Below are 20,074 nucleotides of genomic sequence, written 5' to 3' on the forward strand. Positions count from 1 at the left end.
GCGGGCTCTCCAAGAAATCCCGCGGATGCTTGGAATGGGAGGGGAAACCCTTCCGGGAGGTCGATCATGAATGTGCATGTGGCTGCCGATGGCGCGGCCGAACGGGCGGCTTTGATCGCCCGCGAGATGAAATCACTCGAGGGTCCGCTGCTGCCGATCCTGCACGCGGTGCAGGAAGAGTTCGGATACGTGCCGCCGGAGGCGCTTCCTGCAATCGCCGAGGTCCTGAACCTGTCGCGCGCCGAAGTGCATGGGGTGGCGTCCTTCTACCACGACTTCAAGACCCATCCCCAGGGCCGCCACGTTCTCAAGCTCTGTCGCGCCGAAGCCTGCCAGTCTATGGGATCGGACGATCTCGCGACGCAGGCCAAGCGCCTTCTTGGCATCGACTTTCATGAAACCACGGCTGACGGCTCCATCACGCTGGAGCCGGTCTACTGTCTCGGGCTCTGTTCGTGCTCGCCGGCGGCTATGCTCGACGGCGAGGTTCATGGACGGCTGGATGCGGATTGCCTCGGAGAACTCGTTCGGGAGGCCCGCCGATGAGCGTTACCGTTTTCGTTCCGCGCGATGCGGCGGCGCTGGCGCTTGGTGCCGACAAGGTGGCTGCCGCTATTGCTAGCGAGATCGAAGCCCGCGGGCTGGACGTGAAAATCGTGCGCAACGGTTCGCGCGGGATGCATTGGCTGGAACCGCTCGTGGAGGTGCGCACGGATCACGGTCGCGTTGCCTATGGTCCGGTCAAGGCGAAGGATGTCGCCGGGTTGTTTGATGCCGGGTTCCTGTCTGGCGCCGACCATCCGCTGTCGCAGGGCGTGACCGCCGAAATTCCGTTCCTCAAGAGCCAGACGCGCCTGACATTTTCGCGCTGCGGCGTGACCGATCCGCTGTCGATTGAAGATTATCGCCACTACAAGGGCCTGAAGGGTCTGGAACGGGCGATTTCCATGACGCCGGAAGCGATCGTCCAGGAAGTCACCGACAGCGGCCTGCGCGGCCGCGGCGGTGCCGGCTTCCCGACCGGCATCAAGTGGAAGACGGTTCTCGGCGCCAAGGCGGACCAGAAATACATCGTCTGCAACGCCGACGAAGGCGACAGCGGCACATTCGCCGATCGCATGATCATGGAAGGCGACCCCTTCGTCCTCATCGAGGGCATGACGATCGCCGGCATCGCGACGGGCGCCACGCGGGGTTATATCTACACGCGCTCGGAATATCCGCATGCGATCGAGACCATGCGCGCGGCGATCGAAATCGCCCGAAAGGCCGGCATCCTCGGTGCGTCGGTGCTCGGTTCGTCTTACACCTTCGACATGGATGTGCGCGTCGGCGCCGGTGCCTATGTCTGCGGCGAGGAAACGTCGCTGCTGAACTCGCTGGAAGGCAAGCGCGGCATCGTGCGCGCCAAGCCGCCGCTGCCGGCGCTCGAAGGCTTCCTCGGCAAACCGACCGTCGTCAACAACGTCATCTCACTTGCCTCCGTGCCGGTCATCATGGACCGGGGTGCTGCCTTCTACCGGGACTACGGCATGGGCCGCTCGCGCGGCACGATCCCGATCCAGATTGCCGGCAACGTCAAGCATGGCGGTCTCTACGAGACGGCCTTCGGCCTGACGCTCGGCCAGATCGTCGATGAAATCGGCGGTGGCACGGCCACGGGCAGGCCGGTGAAAGCAGTGCAGGTCGGCGGTCCCCTTGGGGCCTACTTCCCGCGCTCCCTGTTCGACACGCCCTTTGACTATGAAGCCTTCGCGGCCAGGGACGGGTTGATCGGCCATGCCGGCGTGACCGTCTTCGACGAGACTGCCGACATGCTGAAGCAGGCACGGTTCGCGATGGAATTCTGCGCAGTGGAAAGCTGTGGCAAGTGCACGCCCTGTCGTATCGGTTCGACCCGCGGCGTTGAAACGGCTGACAAGATCGCGCAAGGGCTGGAGCCCGAAAAGAACAAGGCTCTGCTCGCTGATCTCTGCAACACGATGAAGTTCGGGTCGCTCTGCGCCCTCGGCGGCTTCACGCCCTATCCGGTGATGAGCGCGATGACGCATTTCCCGGAAGATTTCGCGCCGAAGCCGATGGTGGAGGCTGCGGAATGATGGGCCTGTCTGTCGGAATACCCCCCTCTGCCCTGCCGGGCATCTCCCCCACAAGGGGGGAGATCGAAAAGACGAACGGCCGCCTTTCAGCAACAGGCCTATCCATGAGGCTTGTTTTGCAAGGAAGGCGGCTCAGACAATCTCCCCCCTTGTGGGGGAGATGTCGCGAAGCGACAGAGGGGGGTGATTTCGCCCGCCCGGCATCCTACTTCACCAATTTTGCTGCGGAGTAAAACCATGTCCCTTATTGAAGAAATCGACTATGGCACCCCGGCATCGAAGTCGGAAAAGACGGTCACGGTGACGATCGACGGAAACGCCATCACCGTTCCGGAAGGCACGTCGGTCATGCGGGCGGCCATGGAAGCCGGCACGCAAATCCCCAAGCTCTGTGCGACCGACATGGTCGACGCCTTCGGCTCCTGCCGTCTCTGTCTCGTCGAGATCGACGGGCGCAACGGCACGCCGTCATCCTGCACCACGCCGGTTGCCGAGGGCATGGTCGTGCACACCCAGACGGACCGGCTGAAGCAGTTGCGCAAGGGGGTGATGGAGCTCTACATCTCCGACCATCCGCTCGACTGTCTGACCTGTGCGGCCAATGGCGACTGCGAACTGCAGGACATGGCCGGTGCGGTCGGTCTGCGCGACGTGCGCTACGGCTATGAGGGCGACAACCACGTGAAGGCGCGCGACGGCGTGGGCGAGGTCAATGCCCGCTGGATGGCCAAGGACGAAAGCAATCCGTATTTCACGTATGATCCTTCGAAATGCATCGTCTGTTCGCGTTGCGTGCGCGCCTGCGAGGAAGTGCAGGGCACGTTCGCGCTGACGATCGAGGGGCGTGGCTTCGAAAGCCGCGTCTCGCCCGGGATGCACGAGGACTTCCTGTCATCGGAATGCGTCTCCTGCGGCGCCTGCGTGCAGGCCTGTCCGACCGCGACGCTCACCGAAAAATCCGTGATCGAGATCGGCCAGCCGGAGCATTCGGCTGTGACCACCTGCGCCTATTGCGGCGTCGGCTGTTCCTTCAAGGCGGAGATGCGCGGCGAGGAACTGGTGCGCATGGTGCCGTGGAAGGACGGCAAGGCGAACCGCGGCCATTCCTGCGTCAAGGGCCGCTTTGCCTATGGCTACGCGACGCATCGCGACCGCATCCTCAATCCGATGGTGCGCGAGAAGGTGAGCGACCCGTGGCGCGAAGTCAGCTGGGAGGAGGCGTTCTCCCACATCGCGTCCGAGTTCAAGCGGCTGCAGTATCAGTACGGGCGGGAGTCCGTCGGCGGCATCACCTCGTCGCGCTGTACCAATGAAGAGACTTACCTCGTGCAGAAACTGGTGCGCGCCGGCTTCGGCAACAACAATGTCGACACCTGCGCCCGCGTCTGCCATTCCCCGACCGGCTACGGTCTCGGCCAGACCTTCGGCACCTCCGCCGGCACCCAGGATTTCGACAGCGTCGAGCATTCCGACGTTGTGCTCGTCATCGGCGCCAACCCGACCGACGGCCATCCGGTGTTCGGTTCGCGGCTGAAGAAGCGGCTGCGCCAGGGCGCCAAGCTGATCGTCATCGATCCGCGCCGCATCGACCTCGTGCGCACGCCGCATGTCGAAGCGAGCTATCACCTGCCTCTGAAGCCCGGCACCAACGTGGCCGTCGTCACGGCGCTGGCGCATGTCATCGTCACCGAAGGCCTGTTCGACGAGGCCTTCATCCGCGAGCGCTGTGACTGGGACGAGTTCCAGGATTGGGCCGCCTTCGTCGCCGAGCCGCGCCATAGCCCGGAAGAGGTTGAAAAGCTGTCGGGCGTTCCGGCCGATCTCATTCGCGGTGCGGCACGGCTTTATGCCACGGGTGGCAATGGTGCGATCTATTACGGCCTCGGCGTGACGGAACACAGCCAGGGTTCGACCACGGTCATCTCGATTGCCAACCTCGCCATGGCGACCGGCAATATCGGCCGTCCGGGCGTCGGCGTGAACCCGCTGCGTGGTCAGAACAACGTGCAGGGCTCTTGCGACATGGGCTCCTTCCCGCACGAACTGCCGGGCTATCGCCATATCTCCGGCGACGCCACGCGCGAGATCTTCGAAAAGCTCTGGGGCGTGACGCTCAACAACGAGCCGGGCCTGCGCATACCGAACATGCTGGACGCTGCCGTCGAAGGCACGTTCAAGGGCCTCTACATCCAGGGCGAGGACATCCTGCAGTCCGACCCGGACACCAAGCATGTCGCGGCCGGCCTCGCTGCGATGGAATGCGTCGTCGTGCACGACCTGTTCCTGAATGAGACCGCCAACTACGCGCATGTCTTCCTGCCGGGCTCGACCTTCCTCGAGAAGGATGGGACGTTCACCAATGCGGAGCGGCGCATCAACCGCGTGCGCAAGGTGATGAGCCCGAAGAACGGCTATGCCGACTGGGAAGTCACGCAGAAGATGGCGCAGGCCATGGGGCTTGGCTGGAACTATGCGCATCCCTCCGAGATCATGGCGGAGATCGCTGCGACCACGCCGAGCTTCACCAACGTCACCTACGAACTCCTGGACAAGAAGGGGTCGGTCCAGTGGCCGTGCAACGAAAAGTTCCCGGAAGGCTCGCCGGTCATGCATGTCGATGGCTTCGTGCGCGGCCGCGGCAAGTTCATCCGCACGGAATATGTTGCGACGGATGAGAAGACCGGTCCGCGCTTCCCGTTGCTGCTCACCACCGGCCGCATTCTCAGCCAGTACAATGTCGGCGCCCAGACGCGGCGTACCGGCAATGTCGCCTGGCATGCGGAGGACCGTCTGGAAATCCATCCGCACGATGCCGAAAACCGCGGTATCCGCGACGGCGACTGGATCCGGCTTGCCAGCCGCTCCGGCGAGACGTCGCTCAGGGCCCTGATCACAGATCGTGTGGCGCCGGGCGTGGTCTACACCACCTTCCACCATCCGGACACGCAGGCAAACGTCATCACCACCGACTTTTCCGACTGGGCGACCAATTGTCCGGAATACAAGGTGACGGCGGTGCAGGTGTCGCCTTCCAACGGCCCGACCGAATGGCAGCGTGACTATGAGGAGCAGGCGCGGCAGTCCCGCCGGATTGCCGAGAAGATGGAACCGGCGGAGTAGCGATGGCCGCCAAGACCACCCAGTCCGTGCCGGAAACCTTGCGCCGTGGCGGCGCGATGCTCTCCGGCACGCGCACGGTGCCGGAGGAAATGCCGATCGCATTCTCCATCGGCGGGTCTTCGCATGCGGTGATGATGGCCACACCCGACGATCTGGAAGACTTCGCCGTCGGTTTCCTGCTGAACGAGGGCATCATCACGTCGCCCGCAGACATTGCTTCGTTCGAAGTGGTTCCGGCAGGCGAGGGGATCGATCTGCAGATGACGCTGGCCGGCGATCTGACGGAGGAATTCCGGGGTCGCCGCAGGGCGAAGGCCGGGCCGGTCGGCTGCGGCCTGTGCGGCGTGGAATCGATCGAAGAGGCCCTGCAGGAGCCGCCAACGGTCGCTGGCTTATCGCTGTCGCTTTCCAGTCAGGAGATCGTCGAGGCCGTCCGCCTGCTCGATGGTCGGCAGCCTTTGCATGCGCTGACGCGGGCGATGCACGGCGCGGCTTTCTACGTGCCCAGCGAGGGGCTCCTCGCCGTGCGGGAGGATGTCGGCCGCCACAATGCCCTCGACAAGCTTGTCGGCGCGCTGGCACGCGCCAGCGTCGATCCACGCCGGGGCGCGGTCGTCATGACCAGCCGGGTCTCGGTGGAACTGATCCAGAAGGCCGCCGCCGCCGGCAGCCCGTTCATCATTGCCATTTCCGCCCCGACGGCGCTTGCCATCCGGACGGCGGAAAAGGCCGGCATGACCATCATCGCGCTCGTCCGGGGCGAAGAATTCGAAGTCTTCAGCCATCCGGAACGCATCAGGGAAGGAGCGACCGCCCATGTCGCATGATAACAAGCTCGTCCGCATGGCGAACCAGATCGCGACGTTCTTCAAGTCGCAGCCGGCAAGCGAGGCCGCCGACGGCGTCGCCAATCACATCAACAAGTTCTGGGAGCCGCGCATGCGGCGTCAGTTCTTCGAGCTGATCGAGAAGGGCGATGCCGGTTTCGATCCGCTGGTGATCGACGCTTCAGGCAAGATCAACCGCCCGGCTGCCTGATCCGCATGACTGAATACAAGAAGGCCGCCCGCGGGTTTCGCGGACGGCCTTTTGTCATTCGATGACGGATCGATCAGGCGACCATTTCTTCGGCTTCGCTTTCCTTGAACATCTTGGCGAGGTTCAGGAAGCAGATCATGCCTTCTTCGCTGGCGATGATGCCTTCGGAGAAGGACTTGTCGAAGGAGGCCGAGATTTCCGGAACCGGCTGGATCTGGATCGACGGGATCGTCAGGATGTCCGACACGCGGTCGACCAGCATGCCGATGACCATGTTGTGGACTTCGGCGACGACGATGGCGCTGCGCTCGTTGGCGACCGTCGAGGGCATGCCGAGCTTCTTGGCGAGATCGATGATCGGGATCACCGAGCCGCGCAGGTTCATCACGCCGATGACTTCCGGCGGAGAATGCGGGATCGGGGTGGACGGTGCCCAGCCGCGGATTTCGCGGATGGTCGTGGTCTTCACGCAGAATTCCTGGTCATGCAGCCGGAAGGCGATGATTTCCAGATTTTCCGTGCCGAAATTGCTTGGGTTGATTGCCGTCGCCATTAGAACTCTTCCCAGTTGTTGGATGCCAGTGCCGCATTCCCGTTGGTGCGGGCAATCTGTGCCATCAGTTTCCGTGCAGGCGATGCTACCGGTTGGGCATCGGACCGCGCCAATTGCACCCTACCGGAAGAATCTTGCCCAAATCTAAATCCTGCCAGCAGATCGCGCAGAATTTGGGCTTCTCGCGACAGGCCATGGCTTGCCGCGGTGCTTTCTTCCACCATCGCGGCATTCTGCTGGGTGTTCTGGTCCATCTGGTTGACGGCCTTGTTGATCTCCCTGAGACCGGTCGATTGCTCGCGCGCACCTTCGACGATCGCTGCGACATTGGTGTTGATCGCGTTGACCTGGCCGACGATTTCCGTCAGCGCCTTGCCCGTCTCGTCGACCAGCTTCACGCCGTTGGTGACCTGCGACGACGAGTTCGAGATCAGCGTCTTGATCTCCCTGGCGGCATTGGCCGAGCGTTGTGCAAGCTCGCGCACCTCCTGGGCGACGACCGCGAATCCCTTGCCGGCGTCCCCGGCGCGTGCCGCTTCGACGCCCGCGTTCAGTGCCAGAAGGTTGGTCTGGAAGGCTATGTCGTCGATGACCCCGATGATATTGCCGATCTCCTTCGAGGAGGCTTCGATCTCGCCCATGGCCGTGACGGCCTTGCGCACGACCTCCCCGGATTTCTCGGCATGCGACTTGGTGTTGGCCACCAGTTCACCTGCCTCGCGGGCGCGAGTGGCGCTGTCGGTGACCGTCTGGGTGATTTCCTCGAGGGCGGCTGCCGTTTCCTCGATCGCGGCCGCCTGCTGCTCCGTGCGTCGGGCCAGATCGTCGGACGCCGAACGGATTTCCTCGGCGCTGGCGGCGATCGTGTCGGCATTTCCGGCGACCGTGCGCATGGCGTCGCGCAGATGCGAGAGGGAGGTGTTGAAGTCTTCGCGTATCCGTTCGAGGGCCGGCGGGAAGGGAGTTGTCAAGGTATTCGACAGGTCGCCCTTGGCGAGTGCGCCGAGTGCGGATGCCAGGCTTTCGACTGCGTTCACGCGGTCCGTGACATCGGTTGCGAACTTAACGACCTTGAAGACGTTGCCGTTCATGTCGAAAATCGGATTGTAGGATGCCTGGATCCAGACCTCCTTGCCGCCCTTGCCGATACGCTTGAACTCGTCGGCGACATACTGGCCAGCCGCCAGCTTCTGCCAGAAGGCCTCATAGTCGGGCGAACGGACGTAATCGCGGTCGCAAAACATGCTGTGGTGCTTTCCGACGATTTCCTGGCGCGAATAGCCAACGGTATTCAGGAAGTTGTCGTTCGCGTCGAGAATTTCGCCCTTTGGCGTAAACTCGATCACTGCCTGGGCGCGGGAAATCGCGTCGATCTTGCCCGAATTTTCGGCCGCCTTCAGCTTCGCGGCGGTGACGTCACTGGCGATCTTGGTGATCTTGTAGACCTTGCCGCCCGAGAATACGGGATTGTAGGACGCCTGAATCCAGACTTCCCGGCCGTCCTTTGAAAAGCGCTTGTACTCTCCATCATTGCTGCGGCCGTTGCGCAGATTGGACCAGAAGGCTTCATATTCCGCTGATGCCGTATAGGCGGGATCGCAGAACATGCGGTGATGCTTGCCCTTGATCTCCTCAAGCGCATAGCCGAGCGTCTGCAGGAAATTGTCGTTTGCCCAAAGGACAGTTCCGTCCGTCGCGAACTCGATGATGGCTTGTGATTTGCCGATCGCTTTCAGGACGGCTTTTTCGTCCGAACCCATAAAACTCATGTCTGTTCCTTCTCCTCCGTCACGGTGCAATCCGTGAGGAAGCTCGTGAAGCGCGCCTGACCTTTGACGATGCAAGGTCGAGACAGCCGCAGTGCGAGGGGGTGTCTCGATGAGGAGCAGTTCTAAATGGTAAAAATTAATAGATCACAAACACAAGCGCCCAGCCACAGTTTCCGGGGCCGGGTTGGGGAAATCCTAATTTTCTCTTACAGACGGTTCTACACGGCGAATATTAATGCCGCGGTAAGGTTTGACTACAAGATTTCAGGATGCCCGCCGTTAAGTATCCATTCATTTCTGTAAGGTGCTGATAACCATCGCGTCAAAGAAATGCTAACGCCGTCGGATCGCGATCTTAATCTGCGAAGCTTTGTAGAGCCTTTGGCAAGTCACGCGGCCCGGGTTGGCCGATCGAAGATCCTCCGTCCGAACAGGCTTGCCGTCAGCTCCACGAGAATGCGGGCGCTCTTGCCGCGATCGTCGAGAAAGGGGTTGAGCTCGACGAGATCGAGGGAGGCAGTCAGCCCGCTGTCGCACAGTAATTCCATGATCAGATGCGCCTCGCGGAAGGTGGCGCCGCCGGGCACCGTGGTGCCGACGCCGGGTGCGACGTCGGGATCAAGGAAATCGACGTCGAGGCTGACATGCAGGAGACCATTCTCCGCCTCCACCGCGGCGATGATCTGCTTCATGATGCTGCCGACCCCGTGCTCGTCGATCGCGCGCATGTCGAAGACGTTGACACCGTGGTCGGCGATTTCCTCACGCTCGCGTTCATCGACCGACCGGATGCCGACCTGATAGACCCGTGTCGGATCGACCAGCGGACGGCCCGCAGGCAGGATATCGCCAAGGTCGGCCTCGCCGCAGTAGTACGCTACCGGCATGCCGTGAATGTTGCCGGAGGGCGATGTCGCGGGCGAATTGAAATCGGCATGAGCGTCGAGCCATAGCACGAAGAGCGGACGGCCTGTCTCGGCGGCGTGGCGCGCCATGCCGGACACGCTGCCCATGGCAAGGCTGTGATCGCCACCGAGCAGAATCGGCAGCGTGCCGCTTCTGGCCGCGTCATAGGTCGCAGCCTCGATCGCGCGGGTGAAGCCGGCGACTTGGGCATAGTTCTTCGTACCGGCCACCTCTTGAAGATCGTTCACGGGCGACGGCTCGAGATCGCCGGCGTCGATGACTTCATAGCCAAGCTCCGCCAGGGTCTCTTCTATTCCGGCGATCCTGAGTGCGGCGGGACCCATGGCGCAACCTCGTCTGCCGGAGCCTTCCTCCAGCGGAATTCCAATCAGGGTGACGGGCTGCTTCATCTTCGACATGCTGACCTCTTTGATTTGCGTGCCGCCCATTATCGACGGGATTGGTTTCACCAAAAAGACAGAAAACTGTCATTTCGGAACGTCAATCGAGCAGTTTGTCGAACGGGAACTGCCAATTTGGCAGGCGTGCCGCGATCAGTACTCTTTTTCGTAGAAGATGCCGCCGCCGGCCGATCCGTCGCTGCCGGCCTCGCCGCGCAGCTTGACGCCCTTGCCGACATCCAGATTGATGATCGCCTTGCCGCCGGAGCTGCCGCTTTGCTCCAGCTGCAGATAGGTGCGGTTGTTGAGGTATTTGCCCGCCGATACCTCGGCCTGCCCGTCATTGCTCGTCGAAATGTCCAGATCATCGACCCCGAGCCCGGACCGCAGGCTGTCGAACAGCGAGGTTGAACGGCCGCCGGCCAGCTGGTTGACCGCGCTTGCCAGCTGGGCGATCTGCAGCGCCGAAAGCTTCGACATCGACGACCCGAAGATGAGCTGGGCCAATACTTCGTCCTGAGGCAGGGCTGGGCTGGACGAGAACGTGAAATCCGGATCGTTGGCGAATCCGCTTACATCCACGGTGATCGTGTTGGAGTTGACCGAAGACGTCGCCACCATGTTGAGCAACGGGATCAGCCCGCCACCGAAGGTGATGGTGCCCGACGAGAAATCGAGCCGCTTGTTGAGGATCGTCAGGCGCCCGCGCTGCATGGTGAAGCCGCCGGAGACGACCGGTGAGGAGGTCGAGCCCTTGACGGTCAGGTTGCCGCCAAGCTCTGCGTCGATACCGCGACCACGCACGAAGATTTCCCTCGGGGCGGAAATCGCCAGGTCGAGGTTTATGCCCGAGGAAGAGGAGCTGGTGCCGACCTGTCCCTGCTGGCCAATTTCGGAGGCCTGGGCCCGGACGTCTGCCGGAGCGTTGCGATGGTTGACGTTTATCTCCGACAGCGAAGCCGGCAATTTCTGCGGCACGGTGATGGCCGTCTTCTGAAGGCGGACTTCGCCCGACAGCGTCGGAGACCCCACGAGCGGTCCGGTGAGGCTCAGCTTGCCGTCAACGGTGGATGTCACCAGCGTTCCGTTGACGTAGACGGCATTGTCGATCGTCATGCGGATGTCGGCCGGGAAGCCGCTGCCGGATGAAATGCCCACCTCGCCGGTCGCCGACAGCGATCCACCCGTCGCCAGCTTGCCGGACAGCGCGGAAATCGTCGCCTTTTCGCCGGACAGCGAGACATTGGCCGTCAGGTCGTTGAGGACCAGATTGCGGCGGACATCGATGAGTTGTGCGCCCTTTGCACTCAGCGTGCCGGAGACCTGCGGCGAGGAAGCACCTCCCGAAACGGTCAGGTCGACCGAAGCATTGCCGTTCAGCACGAAGCCCTGTTCAGCGAGTTTGGCAGCGAGCAGGGAGAACGGCACCGCGCCGGTCAGCTTGTAGGACAGCGGCCTGTCGCCGCTGATGTTCACGTTGCCGTTGCCGCCGATGTTCAGTCCACCAGGCCCGGAGAGGTCCGTCTGCAGGTCCAGCTTGTTGTTGGCGAAGGTGCCGTTCGCCTTGAGGCCGAAGGCGGGTATGCCCTGCGAGCGGCTGGCGGCGACGGCCGCATTGCCCCAGTTCAACTGGAAATCCACCACCGGCGCGGACAGGGCGCCCTTGGCCGTCAGCTTGCCCGAGATAGTCCCCTCCGCTCCGAGCGTCGGGACGAAGCTGTTGGCGAGGTCCGCCGGCAGGTTGGTGATGTTGGCCTGTACATCGAGACTGGAGCCGACCGATCCGCTGGCGGAAACCGATCCGGAGCCCGTCTTGACGGTCAGATCCTTGAAGCGCGCGGCGCCGTTTTTGACGGTGATGTCCACCGGCTTGGCAAGCGAGAGCGGGATGCCGCGTGGCTTCGCCTGGAAATCGTTGAGCGATACCATCGTGCCGTCCGACGTCGTCAGCCGTCCGTCGGCCTTGAGCGGCGCGTTGTCGTAGGTGCCGAGCAACTTGAAATCTGTGGCCGCGCCCTGCTGGTCGAAGCCGAGGGAGAGGTTCTTGACCTGATTGCTCCCTGACGCCACCGAGCTCGCCTTCACGGTGCCGTTGGCTGCAAGCTGCTCCCCGATCGTCGCGGTCAAATCGACCTTCGGTTCTGCGACGCTTGCCGTTCCGGCCTGCAGTTTCTGACCGTTCGCTGTAACGGAGAGCTTTGTCGTTCCCGATTGGCTGGCGATGTCGACCGTTCCCGATAGGTCACCTGCCGCCTGCTGGCCGGCGAAGGCCGCGAGCAGCGAGACGTCGGGGAAATCGAACCTGATCTTGCCGTCCGGCGTAAAGTCTGCCGACAGTTCAATGGCGCCTTCCAGGTGATTGGGGCCGACATCAGCCGTCAGTTCCGGAAGGTTGATCTTGCCGTCCTTGGAAACGACATTGGCCTTGGCATCGATCCTCTGTCCGTCCAGGTTTCCGCTGGCCGTCAGCGCCGCCTGCGGTGCGTCCGGATCGGCGGTGCCCTTGGCCGAAACGTTGAGGCTTTCAAGCGTCTTGCCGGCCATGGAGACGTTTTCCGCTTCGGCGGAAGCATCGAACTCCAGGGCTGTCAGCGGTCCGGCGAGCGAGCTCTTGAAGCTGACGGAACCGGCAGTGTTGGCGACGAACTTCGACAGTTCGGGGATGCTGCCGGCAATATCCGCCGTCAGCTTGTTGTCGGCGAGCGTGGCGTTGCCGCTGAGATCGAGCACGTCGGACTTGACGATCAGATCGGATAGCGCCACCGAGCCGGGCAGGGTCGCGTCGAAATCGGTGCGGATCTGGATCGTGTCGGAAACCTTGGCAGCCAGCGCGCCCGGCAAGGTGGCAGGGAGAGCGAAGAGTTGAAGGTTGCCGGTCACGCGTCGTTCGGAAATCTGATAGCCGCCATTGACGGTGCCGCCGATCGATGCGCTTTCCAGTTCCGTCCCGTCGAAGCCGACACGGTCGTCGGAGATCTTCAGGGGTGCCGTCAGTTTCAGCGGCGCACGAACGAGGCGCTGCAGGTTTGGATTGGCAAAGGCGGTGCTGCCCACCGACAGCGTCGTCGCCAGCTGACCGGTCCTGCCGGCGACGTCGAAGGACGAGCTTGCCGCAGTGACGGCGATGTCTCCGGCCGAGATCCCGGGCATTGCCACGGATTGCAGGGCCGCCGACACCTTGATGCCGGATGCCGTCGCCGGGCCGGTGACCGAAAGCCGGGCGCTCGTGATCAACGCGCGCAGTTCGCCTTCTGCCAGCGGCCAGCGGAAATCGATCGGACCGGAGACGCCGGAAATGCTGGCCTGGAGGTCGTTCTGACCTGCCGGATCGAGCGCCCCGGATGCGGACAGGCGGAAACTGGCATTCGCGATATCGGACTTGTCGACGGTTATCTTTCCGTTCTCATTAAAGGAACCGGCGACATTGATGTCCGTCTCCCCCGCAAAGAACGTGCGGAACGTTTCCGGCAGCAGGGCGGAAATCTCGCCGCCGCCGGTGAGGCTGACGTCGTGCATGCCGGCGACGGTCTGGTGATGCGTTCCCTTGATTGTCACCAGTTGCTGTCCGTTCGCCGAGCCGCTCAGCGTTCCAGACCAGTCGGACAACGGTCCGCTGCCGTCGAGCGACAGATCGATTGCCGGCTCGCCTGCGATGTTCAGTGCCTTGACGAGGAGGCCGCCCTTCGGCTCGGAGACCGACGCCTTCAGCGTCAGCCGGTTCTCATCCGGTGCGAACAGGATATCGGCGAGCGCCTTCGCGTCCGGCACATCCCGGCGGTTGATGGCCAGGTTCAGGGCAATGCTGTTGCTGTCGGCGGCCGCCGATCCGTCGAGTGTCAGGTCGAAAGGGCGTCCGGTGATATTTTCCGAGAGCGCGATTTCGGGAACCGTCAAACGGTCGACGTCGATCGCGACCGGAAGGGAGAAGCCGCTTGAGTCTGTCTCGGTGGTGTTGCTCTCCGTCGACGCCTTCGGTTGCCTGGTGACTTCAATCCGGTCGGCGGCGACGGTGCGCGCATGGAATTTTCCGCCGAGGAGTTCGAGCGGGGACCAGTTGACGGCGATATTGTCTATGGTCGCAAATGTGCCGTCTTCATCGGAAATGGTGACGTTCTTGACGCGCAGATGGCCGCTCAAGAGCCCGGAAGGATCCGAAATGGCGATCTGACGTTCCGGTGTCGACACCATCGCGGCAACCTTGTCCGCTGCATACTGGGTCAGGGAAGGGACGAAGCCGGCCGCCAGAATGACGGCAACGGCCAGCGCCAAAAGCACAACCAGGCCGATACCGGCATATTTCGTGATCTGGCCAAGGGCGCGAATCAAACTGCTCATCCTCAAGTAAATACAGGCCTAAAACGTCTATAGAAGGGCGTTCGTCCGCTTATCAGAAGGTTTGACCGATGCCGGCATAAATGCCGTACTTCGTGCCGTCAGGATAGGGGTTGAGCGGCACGGCGAAATCGAGGCGTATCGGGCCGAATGGCGTGGCATATCTCAGCCCGATGCCGGCTCCGGTGCGAATGTCCGAGAAGTCCGGATAGAGTTCGCTCGAGACGGTTCCGGCATCGAGGAACGGAACAACACCGATCGTGTCCGTGACACGGATGCGGGCTTCGAAGGAGCCGAGCGCATAGGAGCGGCCGCCAAGCGCATCGCCGTTCGAATTGTACGGCGATATTTCCTGATAGGCATAGCCGCGAACCGAGCCGCCGCCGCCGGCGTAGAACCGTTTGGTAGCTGGTACATGCTCAAGGTTCGAGGTCAGAAGCGAGCCGGCGGAAAGCTTGGCGGCGAAGACGACATTGTCATCGGCGCCGAACGCCTTGTAGCCGGAGATCGACCCTTCGAGCGACAGGTATGGCGACGCGCTCAGGAACTCGTAACCCGGCTCCGCGGAAGCGGAGAAACGATATCCCTCGGTCGGATTCAGCTCGTTGTCGCGGGCATCGCGAACATATTCGAATGGCGTCGCAAAGGTCACGTACTGATTGTTGCCGTAGGCGTCGTCGGTGTCTTCGTAGGACAGCTCCAGACCGCCGGTGAGCGTGTCCTTGTCGGTCAGCTCGTAGGCGATCGAGGTCGTTCCCGTTACCTTGGCCGTGTCGTAGGAGTCGGTGTGCTCCGTCTTGGCCACTAGGCCGGCGGAGAAGGTTGCCTGGGGCACGAATGCGCCCGGCTTCGTGAAGGTGATCCCGGTAGAATAGTCGAGCTGCTTGAAGTCGGTCGTTTCGCCGAGGCGCGAGACCGACCCTTCGATCTTGAGGGCTTCGGCCTCGCCGAACAGATTGCGGTGCCCCCAGTAGCCGGTAAGGCCGAACCCGTCTGTGGTCGAGTATTCGGCGCCGAAGCCGAAATAGCGATGCTTGCCCTCCGAGACCTCGATCTTGACCGGAATCTGGCCGGCGCCATTGAGGGTGTCGTCTTCCTTGACGGTGACGCTCGAAAAGACGGAAAGCTTTCGAAGCCGTTCGCTGGCGGCCTTGAGTTGCTCCGGCGAATAGGGCTTGCCCTCGTTCAGGCGGGAATAGCGGCGGATGAAATCGGGATCCACTGTCTTCTGCCCGTTGACGCTGACAGGTCCAAGCGGTGCGATGGGACCGCTCTCTGCTCCGATGGTGATATCGACGAGATCCGTGTCATGGTCGGCGACCACGGCCCGCTGCGTCAGTCGCGCCAGGGGGCGGCCTTCGGCCTTCAGGTCCTGGACAACCTTCTCCGCAGCCTTGAGGATGACCAGTGAGCTCGCGTCACCTCCCGGCACTAGATCGTAGTTGGCAGGATCGAGCCTCTGCGCATCGCCTTCAAAGGCAACCTTGCCGATCTTGAATACGGGGCCGGGGTCCACGGAGATGACGACTTTCGGAGTTGACGTTCGATCGAATGATTCCGTCGGTCCGATCTGGTCGATGTCGCGGCCGTTGATGGTGACGGTGACGACGCCGCCATAGCGGGCGTTTTCATAAAGAGCCGCGACCAGGCGGTCGCGATCGTCGCGCGCCTTGACGATGAGGCCGAGATCGCCGGAAACCGGAGTATCCTTGTCCTGAACGAGAAGCGAGCTTTCCTCAAGCGTCTCTTTCAGGTCCTTGTCGGAGGATGTCAGCGTGAGTTCGACGTCATACTTGACCGGATCGACGACATCGACCGATTTATCCTTGGAACCCCAAAGATGGATGCCGAAGAGTTCAAAGGCTGAGGCAGCAGGGGGCAGGGCCGAAAATATCAAAAGCGCCGTCGTCGCGACGACCATCGGCCGGTGGCGTGACAACGCAAAACTCATTCTATGTCCGCTCGGTCTCTTCAACATTGGTACAGACATTGTCTCAGACCGATACGATCCAGGCAACAGTCAACTGCCTTCAGAGCTGCGGTTTCGACCATAAATTTCCGGAAGCGTCAGACGGCAGACACACTTGCCGCGTCGATCGGAGCACGTTCCGAATGCGAGAATCATTGGGAAGCCGCGGTCAACGCTGCCCCAAAAATGCGAAGGCGCACCGGTTGGGTGCGCCTTGCCTGGATTGATTAACGGTAGCCAGCCGGGCAATCGTCGACATAACGGCGGCCGTAACGGTCGCGGTAGTAGCACTTGCCGGGTTCGTTCGCCGAACCGATGACAGCGCCAGCGACGCCACCGATTGCAGCGCCAACGGCTGCGCCGCGGACGTTACCGGTCGCCAGACCACCGATGACAGCGCCGGAAGCAGCGCCGATGCCGGCTCCCTTTTCGGTCTGGGTGCAGCTTGCGACGGACAAGCCGACAAGAATCAGAACAATTGCCTTTTTCATCTACTCTCTCCAAATTTTGTCAGCCGCTTGATCCGCTGGACCGGAAGGCGGCTTCTGCTCCCGGGTCCCTGTTTCCCGCCAACGCCCCACGGCGAAATCGGGTATTACGCAACTTTGTATGCCGGTCTTGACCTAAACTTCGAGCTGATCGCCTGTCCCGTTGTCCAAGATTGTCGCGATCATTGATGTGGCGGGCTCAGAGTATTTCAATACGCATGCAAGTTGAAGGCTCACCACATAAATAAAAAGAACGAACGTTTGTTCCCCGGCTCATTAAATAAAATTAATCCCGCCAGCATTGGCCCGGCGCGCTTTTGTCATCGGTCCAGCACCGGGCAGCCATAGTGGTTGGCAAACGCGATCTGGCGCCAGCGATTGTTCAGACGTCCGCCGATCACGATTGCCCGCTTCGAGACGGATGCCACTTCCGGAAAACGATAGCCGTATCGTTTAGCCTTTTCCTTCGCGAGACTGATTTCGCAACGCATCCGTCCACGTGATTCGTCGGTCGTTTTGCCGCCGAGCTGGCTGGAGCTCGTGTCGCCGTCGTATTCGGTCCTGTTTCTTGTAACCTGGCCGCCCGAGGTGATGACTGTGCCCTCGGCAAACGATGCCGCAGGCATGGCAAGGAAGCCGCCAATGGCGATGCTTGCCGCGATTATGGTCGTGAATGCCTTGCCGTACATGAAACACTCCGGGTCAGATTGACGATCCTCGCTTACACTTGCGCATCTTATAGGGACGTTTCGATGAACGCCAACAAAACCGCCCGTTCATCTCGCATTCATTTTTCCAAGCGACTCTGTTTTTGATTTGCATCAAGGCCGCAGGTGAATCGCCCGGATATTGAAAGGTCCGGCAGCCCCGTTTCAGCCGGTGGGCCCAATCGACGCAGTGCGCCGTGGGTGGCACGAAAAAAGGTTGACGATTGGAATGATTCAAAAGAAAACGGTTCCACCTGTCTGGAGATAATGATGGATTTCGAGAACTACTTTCAGAGCGAACTCGCCGGCCTTCACGAAGAAGGACGCTATCGCGTGTTCGCCGACCTGAAGCGCAACAGCGGGCAGTTTCCGCGCGCCACCCGCTTCACGGACAAGGGTGAGCAGCAGGTTACCGTCTGGTGTTCCAACGATTATCTCGGCATGGGGCAGAATCCCAAGGTGATCGAAGCCATGAAAACGGCCATCGATCACTGTGGCGCGGGTGCTGGCGGCACCCGGAATATCTCTGGAACCAATCACTATCACGTGCTGCTGGAGCGCGAGCTTGCCGATCTGCACGGCAAGGAATCGGCGCTGATCTTCACGTCCGGCTATGTGTCCAACTGGGCGGCTCTCGGAACCCTCTGTTCCAAGATCCCGGGAATGATCGTGTTCTCGGATGCACTGAACCACGCCTCGATGATCGAAGGCATTCGCCATTCGCGTTGCGAGCGGGTGATCTGGAAGCACAACGACGTCAAGGATCTGGAAGCGAAGCTCGCGGCCGCCGATCCGAAGGCGCCGAAGATGATCGCTTTCGAATCAGTCTATTCGATGGACGGCGATATCGCGCCGATCAAGGAAATCTGCGACATCGCCGACAAGTATGGCGCGATGACCTACCTTGATGAAGTGCATGCCGTCGGCATGTATGGTCCGCGTGGCGGCGGCGTCGCCGAACGCGAAGGCCTTATGGATCGCCTGACGGTCATCGAAGGCACGCTAGGCAAGGCGTTCGGCGTCATGGGCGGCTATATCACCGGCTCGACCGCGCTTTGCGATTTCGTCCGCTCGTTCTCGTCCGGCTTCATCTTCACCACGGCGCTGCCGCCGGCACTGGCCGCCGGTGCCATTGCCTCGATCCAGCATCTGAAGGTTTCGCAGGACGAGCGCCGTGCGCATCAGGAGCGCGTCCGCCGGATGCGTTCGCTGCTCGACGCCCGCGGTATCCCGCACATGCCCAATCCGAGCCATATCGTGCCGGTCATGGTCGGCGATGCCGCCAAGTGCAAGTGGATCTCCGATATCCTGCTCGACAACTACGGCATCTATGTCCAGCCGATCAATTATCCGACTGTGCCGCGCAAGACCGAGCGCCTGCGCTTCACGCCGACACCGCTGCATTCCGACGAGGACCTGAACCATCTGGTCGGCGCATTGCACGATCTCTGGTCGCAGTGTGCGCTGGCACGCGCCGTCGCCTGATCTGACATAACTCTGCTTGAATTTCGGTGCGGGTCATTTCTAAATGGCCCGCACTTTTTTGTTTTGTATTACGAAGGACTGTTTCATGTCGCTTGAAAGCCGCCTCAACCGCGTCATCGATGCCGCTATTTCCGGCGAGACGATCGTCGGAGCCGTGGTGCTGGTGCACCAGAATGGAAGCCCGGTCTATGAGCGAACCGCCGGCTATGCCGACCGGGAGAGCGACAAGGCCACGACGACGGACACGATATTCCGGATGGCCTCGGTGACGAAGCCGCTGGTGGCGGCCACCGCGCTCGCATTGGTCGAAAAGGGTAAGCTGGCGCTTGATGCGCGCGTCTCGGCTTACCTTCCCTGGTTTCATCCGAAGCTTACCGATGGCACCGAACCGGAGATCACCATCCATCACCTGCTGACCCATACATCGGGCCTTGCCTATGATTCGTCGCTTGAGGAGCTGCCCTTGGATGACCGGATCAACCAGGGTCTGCTCGATACCGATCTCGACTTCGAGACGAATTTCTCGCGCGTCAACCGCCGCCCGCTCGGCTTCGCGCCGGGGACCGGCTGGATGTATTCCTACGCGACCGATATTCTCGGCGCGGCGATCGCGACTGTGTCGGGGAGCACGCTTGAAGAGGCCGTCGTCGAGCATGTCTGCGGACCGCTTGGCATGCCTGACACGCGGTTCCGAGTCGTCGACATGGAGCGTCTTGCGACGGCCTATGCCGACCAGCGTCCGCGCCCGATGCCGATGACCGATCCGCAATGGCTTTCGAATGCGGAGGGGGCGTCGTTCAACTTCTCCCCGTCACGGATCTTCAATCCGACCGCGTTTCAGTCCGGTGGCGCCGGCATGGCCGGCACTGCTCCTGATTTCATGCAGTTCCTGGATGCCCTTCAGAAAGGTGGGGATCCGATCCTTTCTTCCGAGATGACGGTGAAGGGGCTCTCGAACCAGATCGGCAAGCATCTTCACAGCCCCGGCGTGAAGTTCGGCTATTTCGGTTCTGTCACGGTGAACCCTGAAGCGGCGGAAAGCTGCGTGCCGGCCGGAACGGTGAAATGGGGCGGCGTATACGGCAACAGCTGGCTTCTCGACCCGTCAAACGGCATCAGTCTTGTCGCCTATAGCAATACGGCGCTGGAAGGCTGCACCGGGGCGTTTCCGAACGATCTGGTGAAGGCGCTTTACGCGGCCTGATTT

14 protein-coding genes are annotated in these 20,074 nt (G+C 61.7%); 7 read left to right on the forward strand and 7 right to left on the reverse strand.

What is annotated here, in order from left to right:
* The first annotated feature begins 126 nt into the window (after positions 1-126).
* From ACU5AZ_RS14370 to ACU5AZ_RS14390, 5 genes are all read left to right on the forward strand, one after another.
* Positions 127-546 (forward strand): formate dehydrogenase subunit gamma, encoded by a 420-nt coding sequence (locus tag ACU5AZ_RS14370; protein WP_446826013.1) that lies wholly within the window; start codon positions 127-129, stop codon positions 544-546.
* Positions 543-2,099 carry a formate dehydrogenase beta subunit gene (locus ACU5AZ_RS14375; protein WP_446823031.1) on the forward strand — a complete coding sequence of 519 codons (1,557 nt, stop codon included), beginning with the start codon at positions 543-545 and terminating at the stop codon, positions 2,097-2,099. The genes ACU5AZ_RS14370 and ACU5AZ_RS14375 overlap by 4 nt, the downstream gene beginning before the upstream one ends.
* 237 nt (positions 2,100-2,336) lie before the next feature.
* Positions 2,337-5,219 carry a formate dehydrogenase subunit alpha gene (fdhF, locus tag ACU5AZ_RS14380; protein WP_446823032.1) on the forward strand — a complete coding sequence of 961 codons (2,883 nt, stop codon included), beginning with the start codon at positions 2,337-2,339 and terminating at the stop codon, positions 5,217-5,219.
* A gap of 2 nt (positions 5,220-5,221) precedes the next feature.
* On the forward strand, positions 5,222-6,046 hold the full coding sequence (gene fdhD / locus ACU5AZ_RS14385) for a formate dehydrogenase accessory sulfurtransferase FdhD (RefSeq protein WP_446823033.1): 825 nt from the start codon (positions 5,222-5,224) through the stop codon (positions 6,044-6,046).
* Entirely contained in the window at positions 6,036-6,257 is a 222-nt protein-coding gene (locus ACU5AZ_RS14390) for a formate dehydrogenase subunit delta (RefSeq protein WP_446823034.1), read from the forward strand. Before fdhD ends, ACU5AZ_RS14390 begins: the two co-directional genes overlap by 11 nt.
* Before the next feature lie 73 nt (positions 6,258-6,330).
* Here ACU5AZ_RS14390 and ACU5AZ_RS14395 read toward each other — a convergent pair whose 3' ends face one another.
* From ACU5AZ_RS14395 to ACU5AZ_RS14425, 7 genes are all read right to left on the reverse strand, one after another.
* Positions 6,331-6,810 carry a chemotaxis protein CheW gene (locus ACU5AZ_RS14395; RefSeq protein ID WP_446823035.1) on the reverse strand — a complete coding sequence of 160 codons (480 nt, stop codon included), beginning with the start codon at positions 6,808-6,810 and terminating at the stop codon, positions 6,331-6,333.
* Positions 6,810-8,579, reverse strand: a complete 1,770-nt coding sequence (locus ACU5AZ_RS14400; protein ID WP_446823036.1) for a methyl-accepting chemotaxis protein — start codon at positions 8,577-8,579, stop codon at positions 6,810-6,812. The genes ACU5AZ_RS14395 and ACU5AZ_RS14400 overlap by 1 nt, the downstream gene beginning before the upstream one ends.
* Before the next feature lie 389 nt (positions 8,580-8,968).
* A complete protein-coding gene (gene rocF, locus ACU5AZ_RS14405; protein ID WP_446823037.1) occupies positions 8,969-9,904 on the reverse strand; it encodes an arginase in 936 nt (311 codons plus the stop codon).
* Positions 9,905-10,039: 135 nt separating this feature from the next.
* Entirely contained in the window at positions 10,040-14,221 is a 4,182-nt protein-coding gene (locus ACU5AZ_RS14410) for a translocation/assembly module TamB domain-containing protein (RefSeq protein ID WP_446823038.1), read from the reverse strand.
* Positions 14,222-14,273: 52 nt separating this feature from the next.
* Complete coding sequence (locus ACU5AZ_RS14415; protein WP_446823039.1) at positions 14,274-16,169, reverse strand: autotransporter assembly complex protein TamA; 1,896 nt, start codon at positions 16,167-16,169, stop codon at positions 14,274-14,276.
* A 245-nt stretch (positions 16,170-16,414) separates the two neighbouring features.
* Positions 16,415-16,678 carry a YMGG-like glycine zipper-containing protein gene (locus ACU5AZ_RS14420; protein WP_261929009.1) on the reverse strand — a complete coding sequence of 88 codons (264 nt, stop codon included), beginning with the start codon at positions 16,676-16,678 and terminating at the stop codon, positions 16,415-16,417.
* A gap of 317 nt (positions 16,679-16,995) precedes the next feature.
* On the reverse strand, positions 16,996-17,364 hold the full coding sequence (locus tag ACU5AZ_RS14425) for a hypothetical protein (protein ID WP_446823040.1): 369 nt from the start codon (positions 17,362-17,364) through the stop codon (positions 16,996-16,998).
* Between the two features lie 288 nt (positions 17,365-17,652).
* Here ACU5AZ_RS14425 and hemA point away from each other — a divergent pair, with 288 nt between their 5' ends.
* Positions 17,653-18,867, forward strand: a complete 1,215-nt coding sequence (gene hemA / locus ACU5AZ_RS14430; RefSeq protein WP_446823041.1) for a 5-aminolevulinate synthase — start codon at positions 17,653-17,655, stop codon at positions 18,865-18,867.
* 85 nt (positions 18,868-18,952) lie between these two features.
* A complete protein-coding gene (locus ACU5AZ_RS14435) occupies positions 18,953-20,071 on the forward strand; it encodes a serine hydrolase domain-containing protein (protein ID WP_446823042.1) in 1,119 nt (372 codons plus the stop codon).
* Positions 20,072-20,074: the final 3 nt, after the last annotated feature.

The sequence above is a fragment of the Rhizobium sp. PAMB 3182 genome (assembly GCF_052908355.1).

Excerpts from the sequence above, each read along its gene's own strand:
- ACU5AZ_RS14370 (WP_446826013.1), top strand. The coding sequence starts at position 127 with ATGAAATCACTCGAGGGTCCGCTGCTGCCGATCCTGCACGCGGTGCAG.
- ACU5AZ_RS14375 (WP_446823031.1), top strand. The coding sequence starts at position 543 with ATGAGCGTTACCGTTTTCGTTCCGCGCGATGCGGCGGCGCTGGCGCTT.
- fdhF (WP_446823032.1), top strand. The coding sequence starts at position 2,337 with ATGTCCCTTATTGAAGAAATCGACTATGGCACCCCGGCATCGAAGTCG.
- fdhD (WP_446823033.1), top strand. The coding sequence starts at position 5,222 with ATGGCCGCCAAGACCACCCAGTCCGTGCCGGAAACCTTGCGCCGTGGC.
- ACU5AZ_RS14390 (WP_446823034.1), top strand. The coding sequence starts at position 6,036 with ATGTCGCATGATAACAAGCTCGTCCGCATGGCGAACCAGATCGCGACG.
- ACU5AZ_RS14395 (WP_446823035.1), bottom strand. The coding sequence starts at position 6,810 with ATGGCGACGGCAATCAACCCAAGCAATTTCGGCACGGAAAATCTGGAA.
- ACU5AZ_RS14400 (WP_446823036.1), bottom strand. The coding sequence starts at position 8,579 with ATGAGTTTTATGGGTTCGGACGAAAAAGCCGTCCTGAAAGCGATCGGC.
- rocF (WP_446823037.1), bottom strand. The coding sequence starts at position 9,904 with ATGTCGAAGATGAAGCAGCCCGTCACCCTGATTGGAATTCCGCTGGAG.
- ACU5AZ_RS14410 (WP_446823038.1), bottom strand. The coding sequence starts at position 14,221 with ATGAGCAGTTTGATTCGCGCCCTTGGCCAGATCACGAAATATGCCGGT.
- ACU5AZ_RS14415 (WP_446823039.1), bottom strand. The coding sequence starts at position 16,169 with ATGAGTTTTGCGTTGTCACGCCACCGGCCGATGGTCGTCGCGACGACG.
- ACU5AZ_RS14420 (WP_261929009.1), bottom strand. The coding sequence starts at position 16,678 with ATGAAAAAGGCAATTGTTCTGATTCTTGTCGGCTTGTCCGTCGCAAGC.
- ACU5AZ_RS14425 (WP_446823040.1), bottom strand. The coding sequence starts at position 17,364 with ATGTACGGCAAGGCATTCACGACCATAATCGCGGCAAGCATCGCCATT.
- hemA (WP_446823041.1), top strand. The coding sequence starts at position 17,653 with ATGGATTTCGAGAACTACTTTCAGAGCGAACTCGCCGGCCTTCACGAA.
- ACU5AZ_RS14435 (WP_446823042.1), top strand. The coding sequence starts at position 18,953 with ATGTCGCTTGAAAGCCGCCTCAACCGCGTCATCGATGCCGCTATTTCC.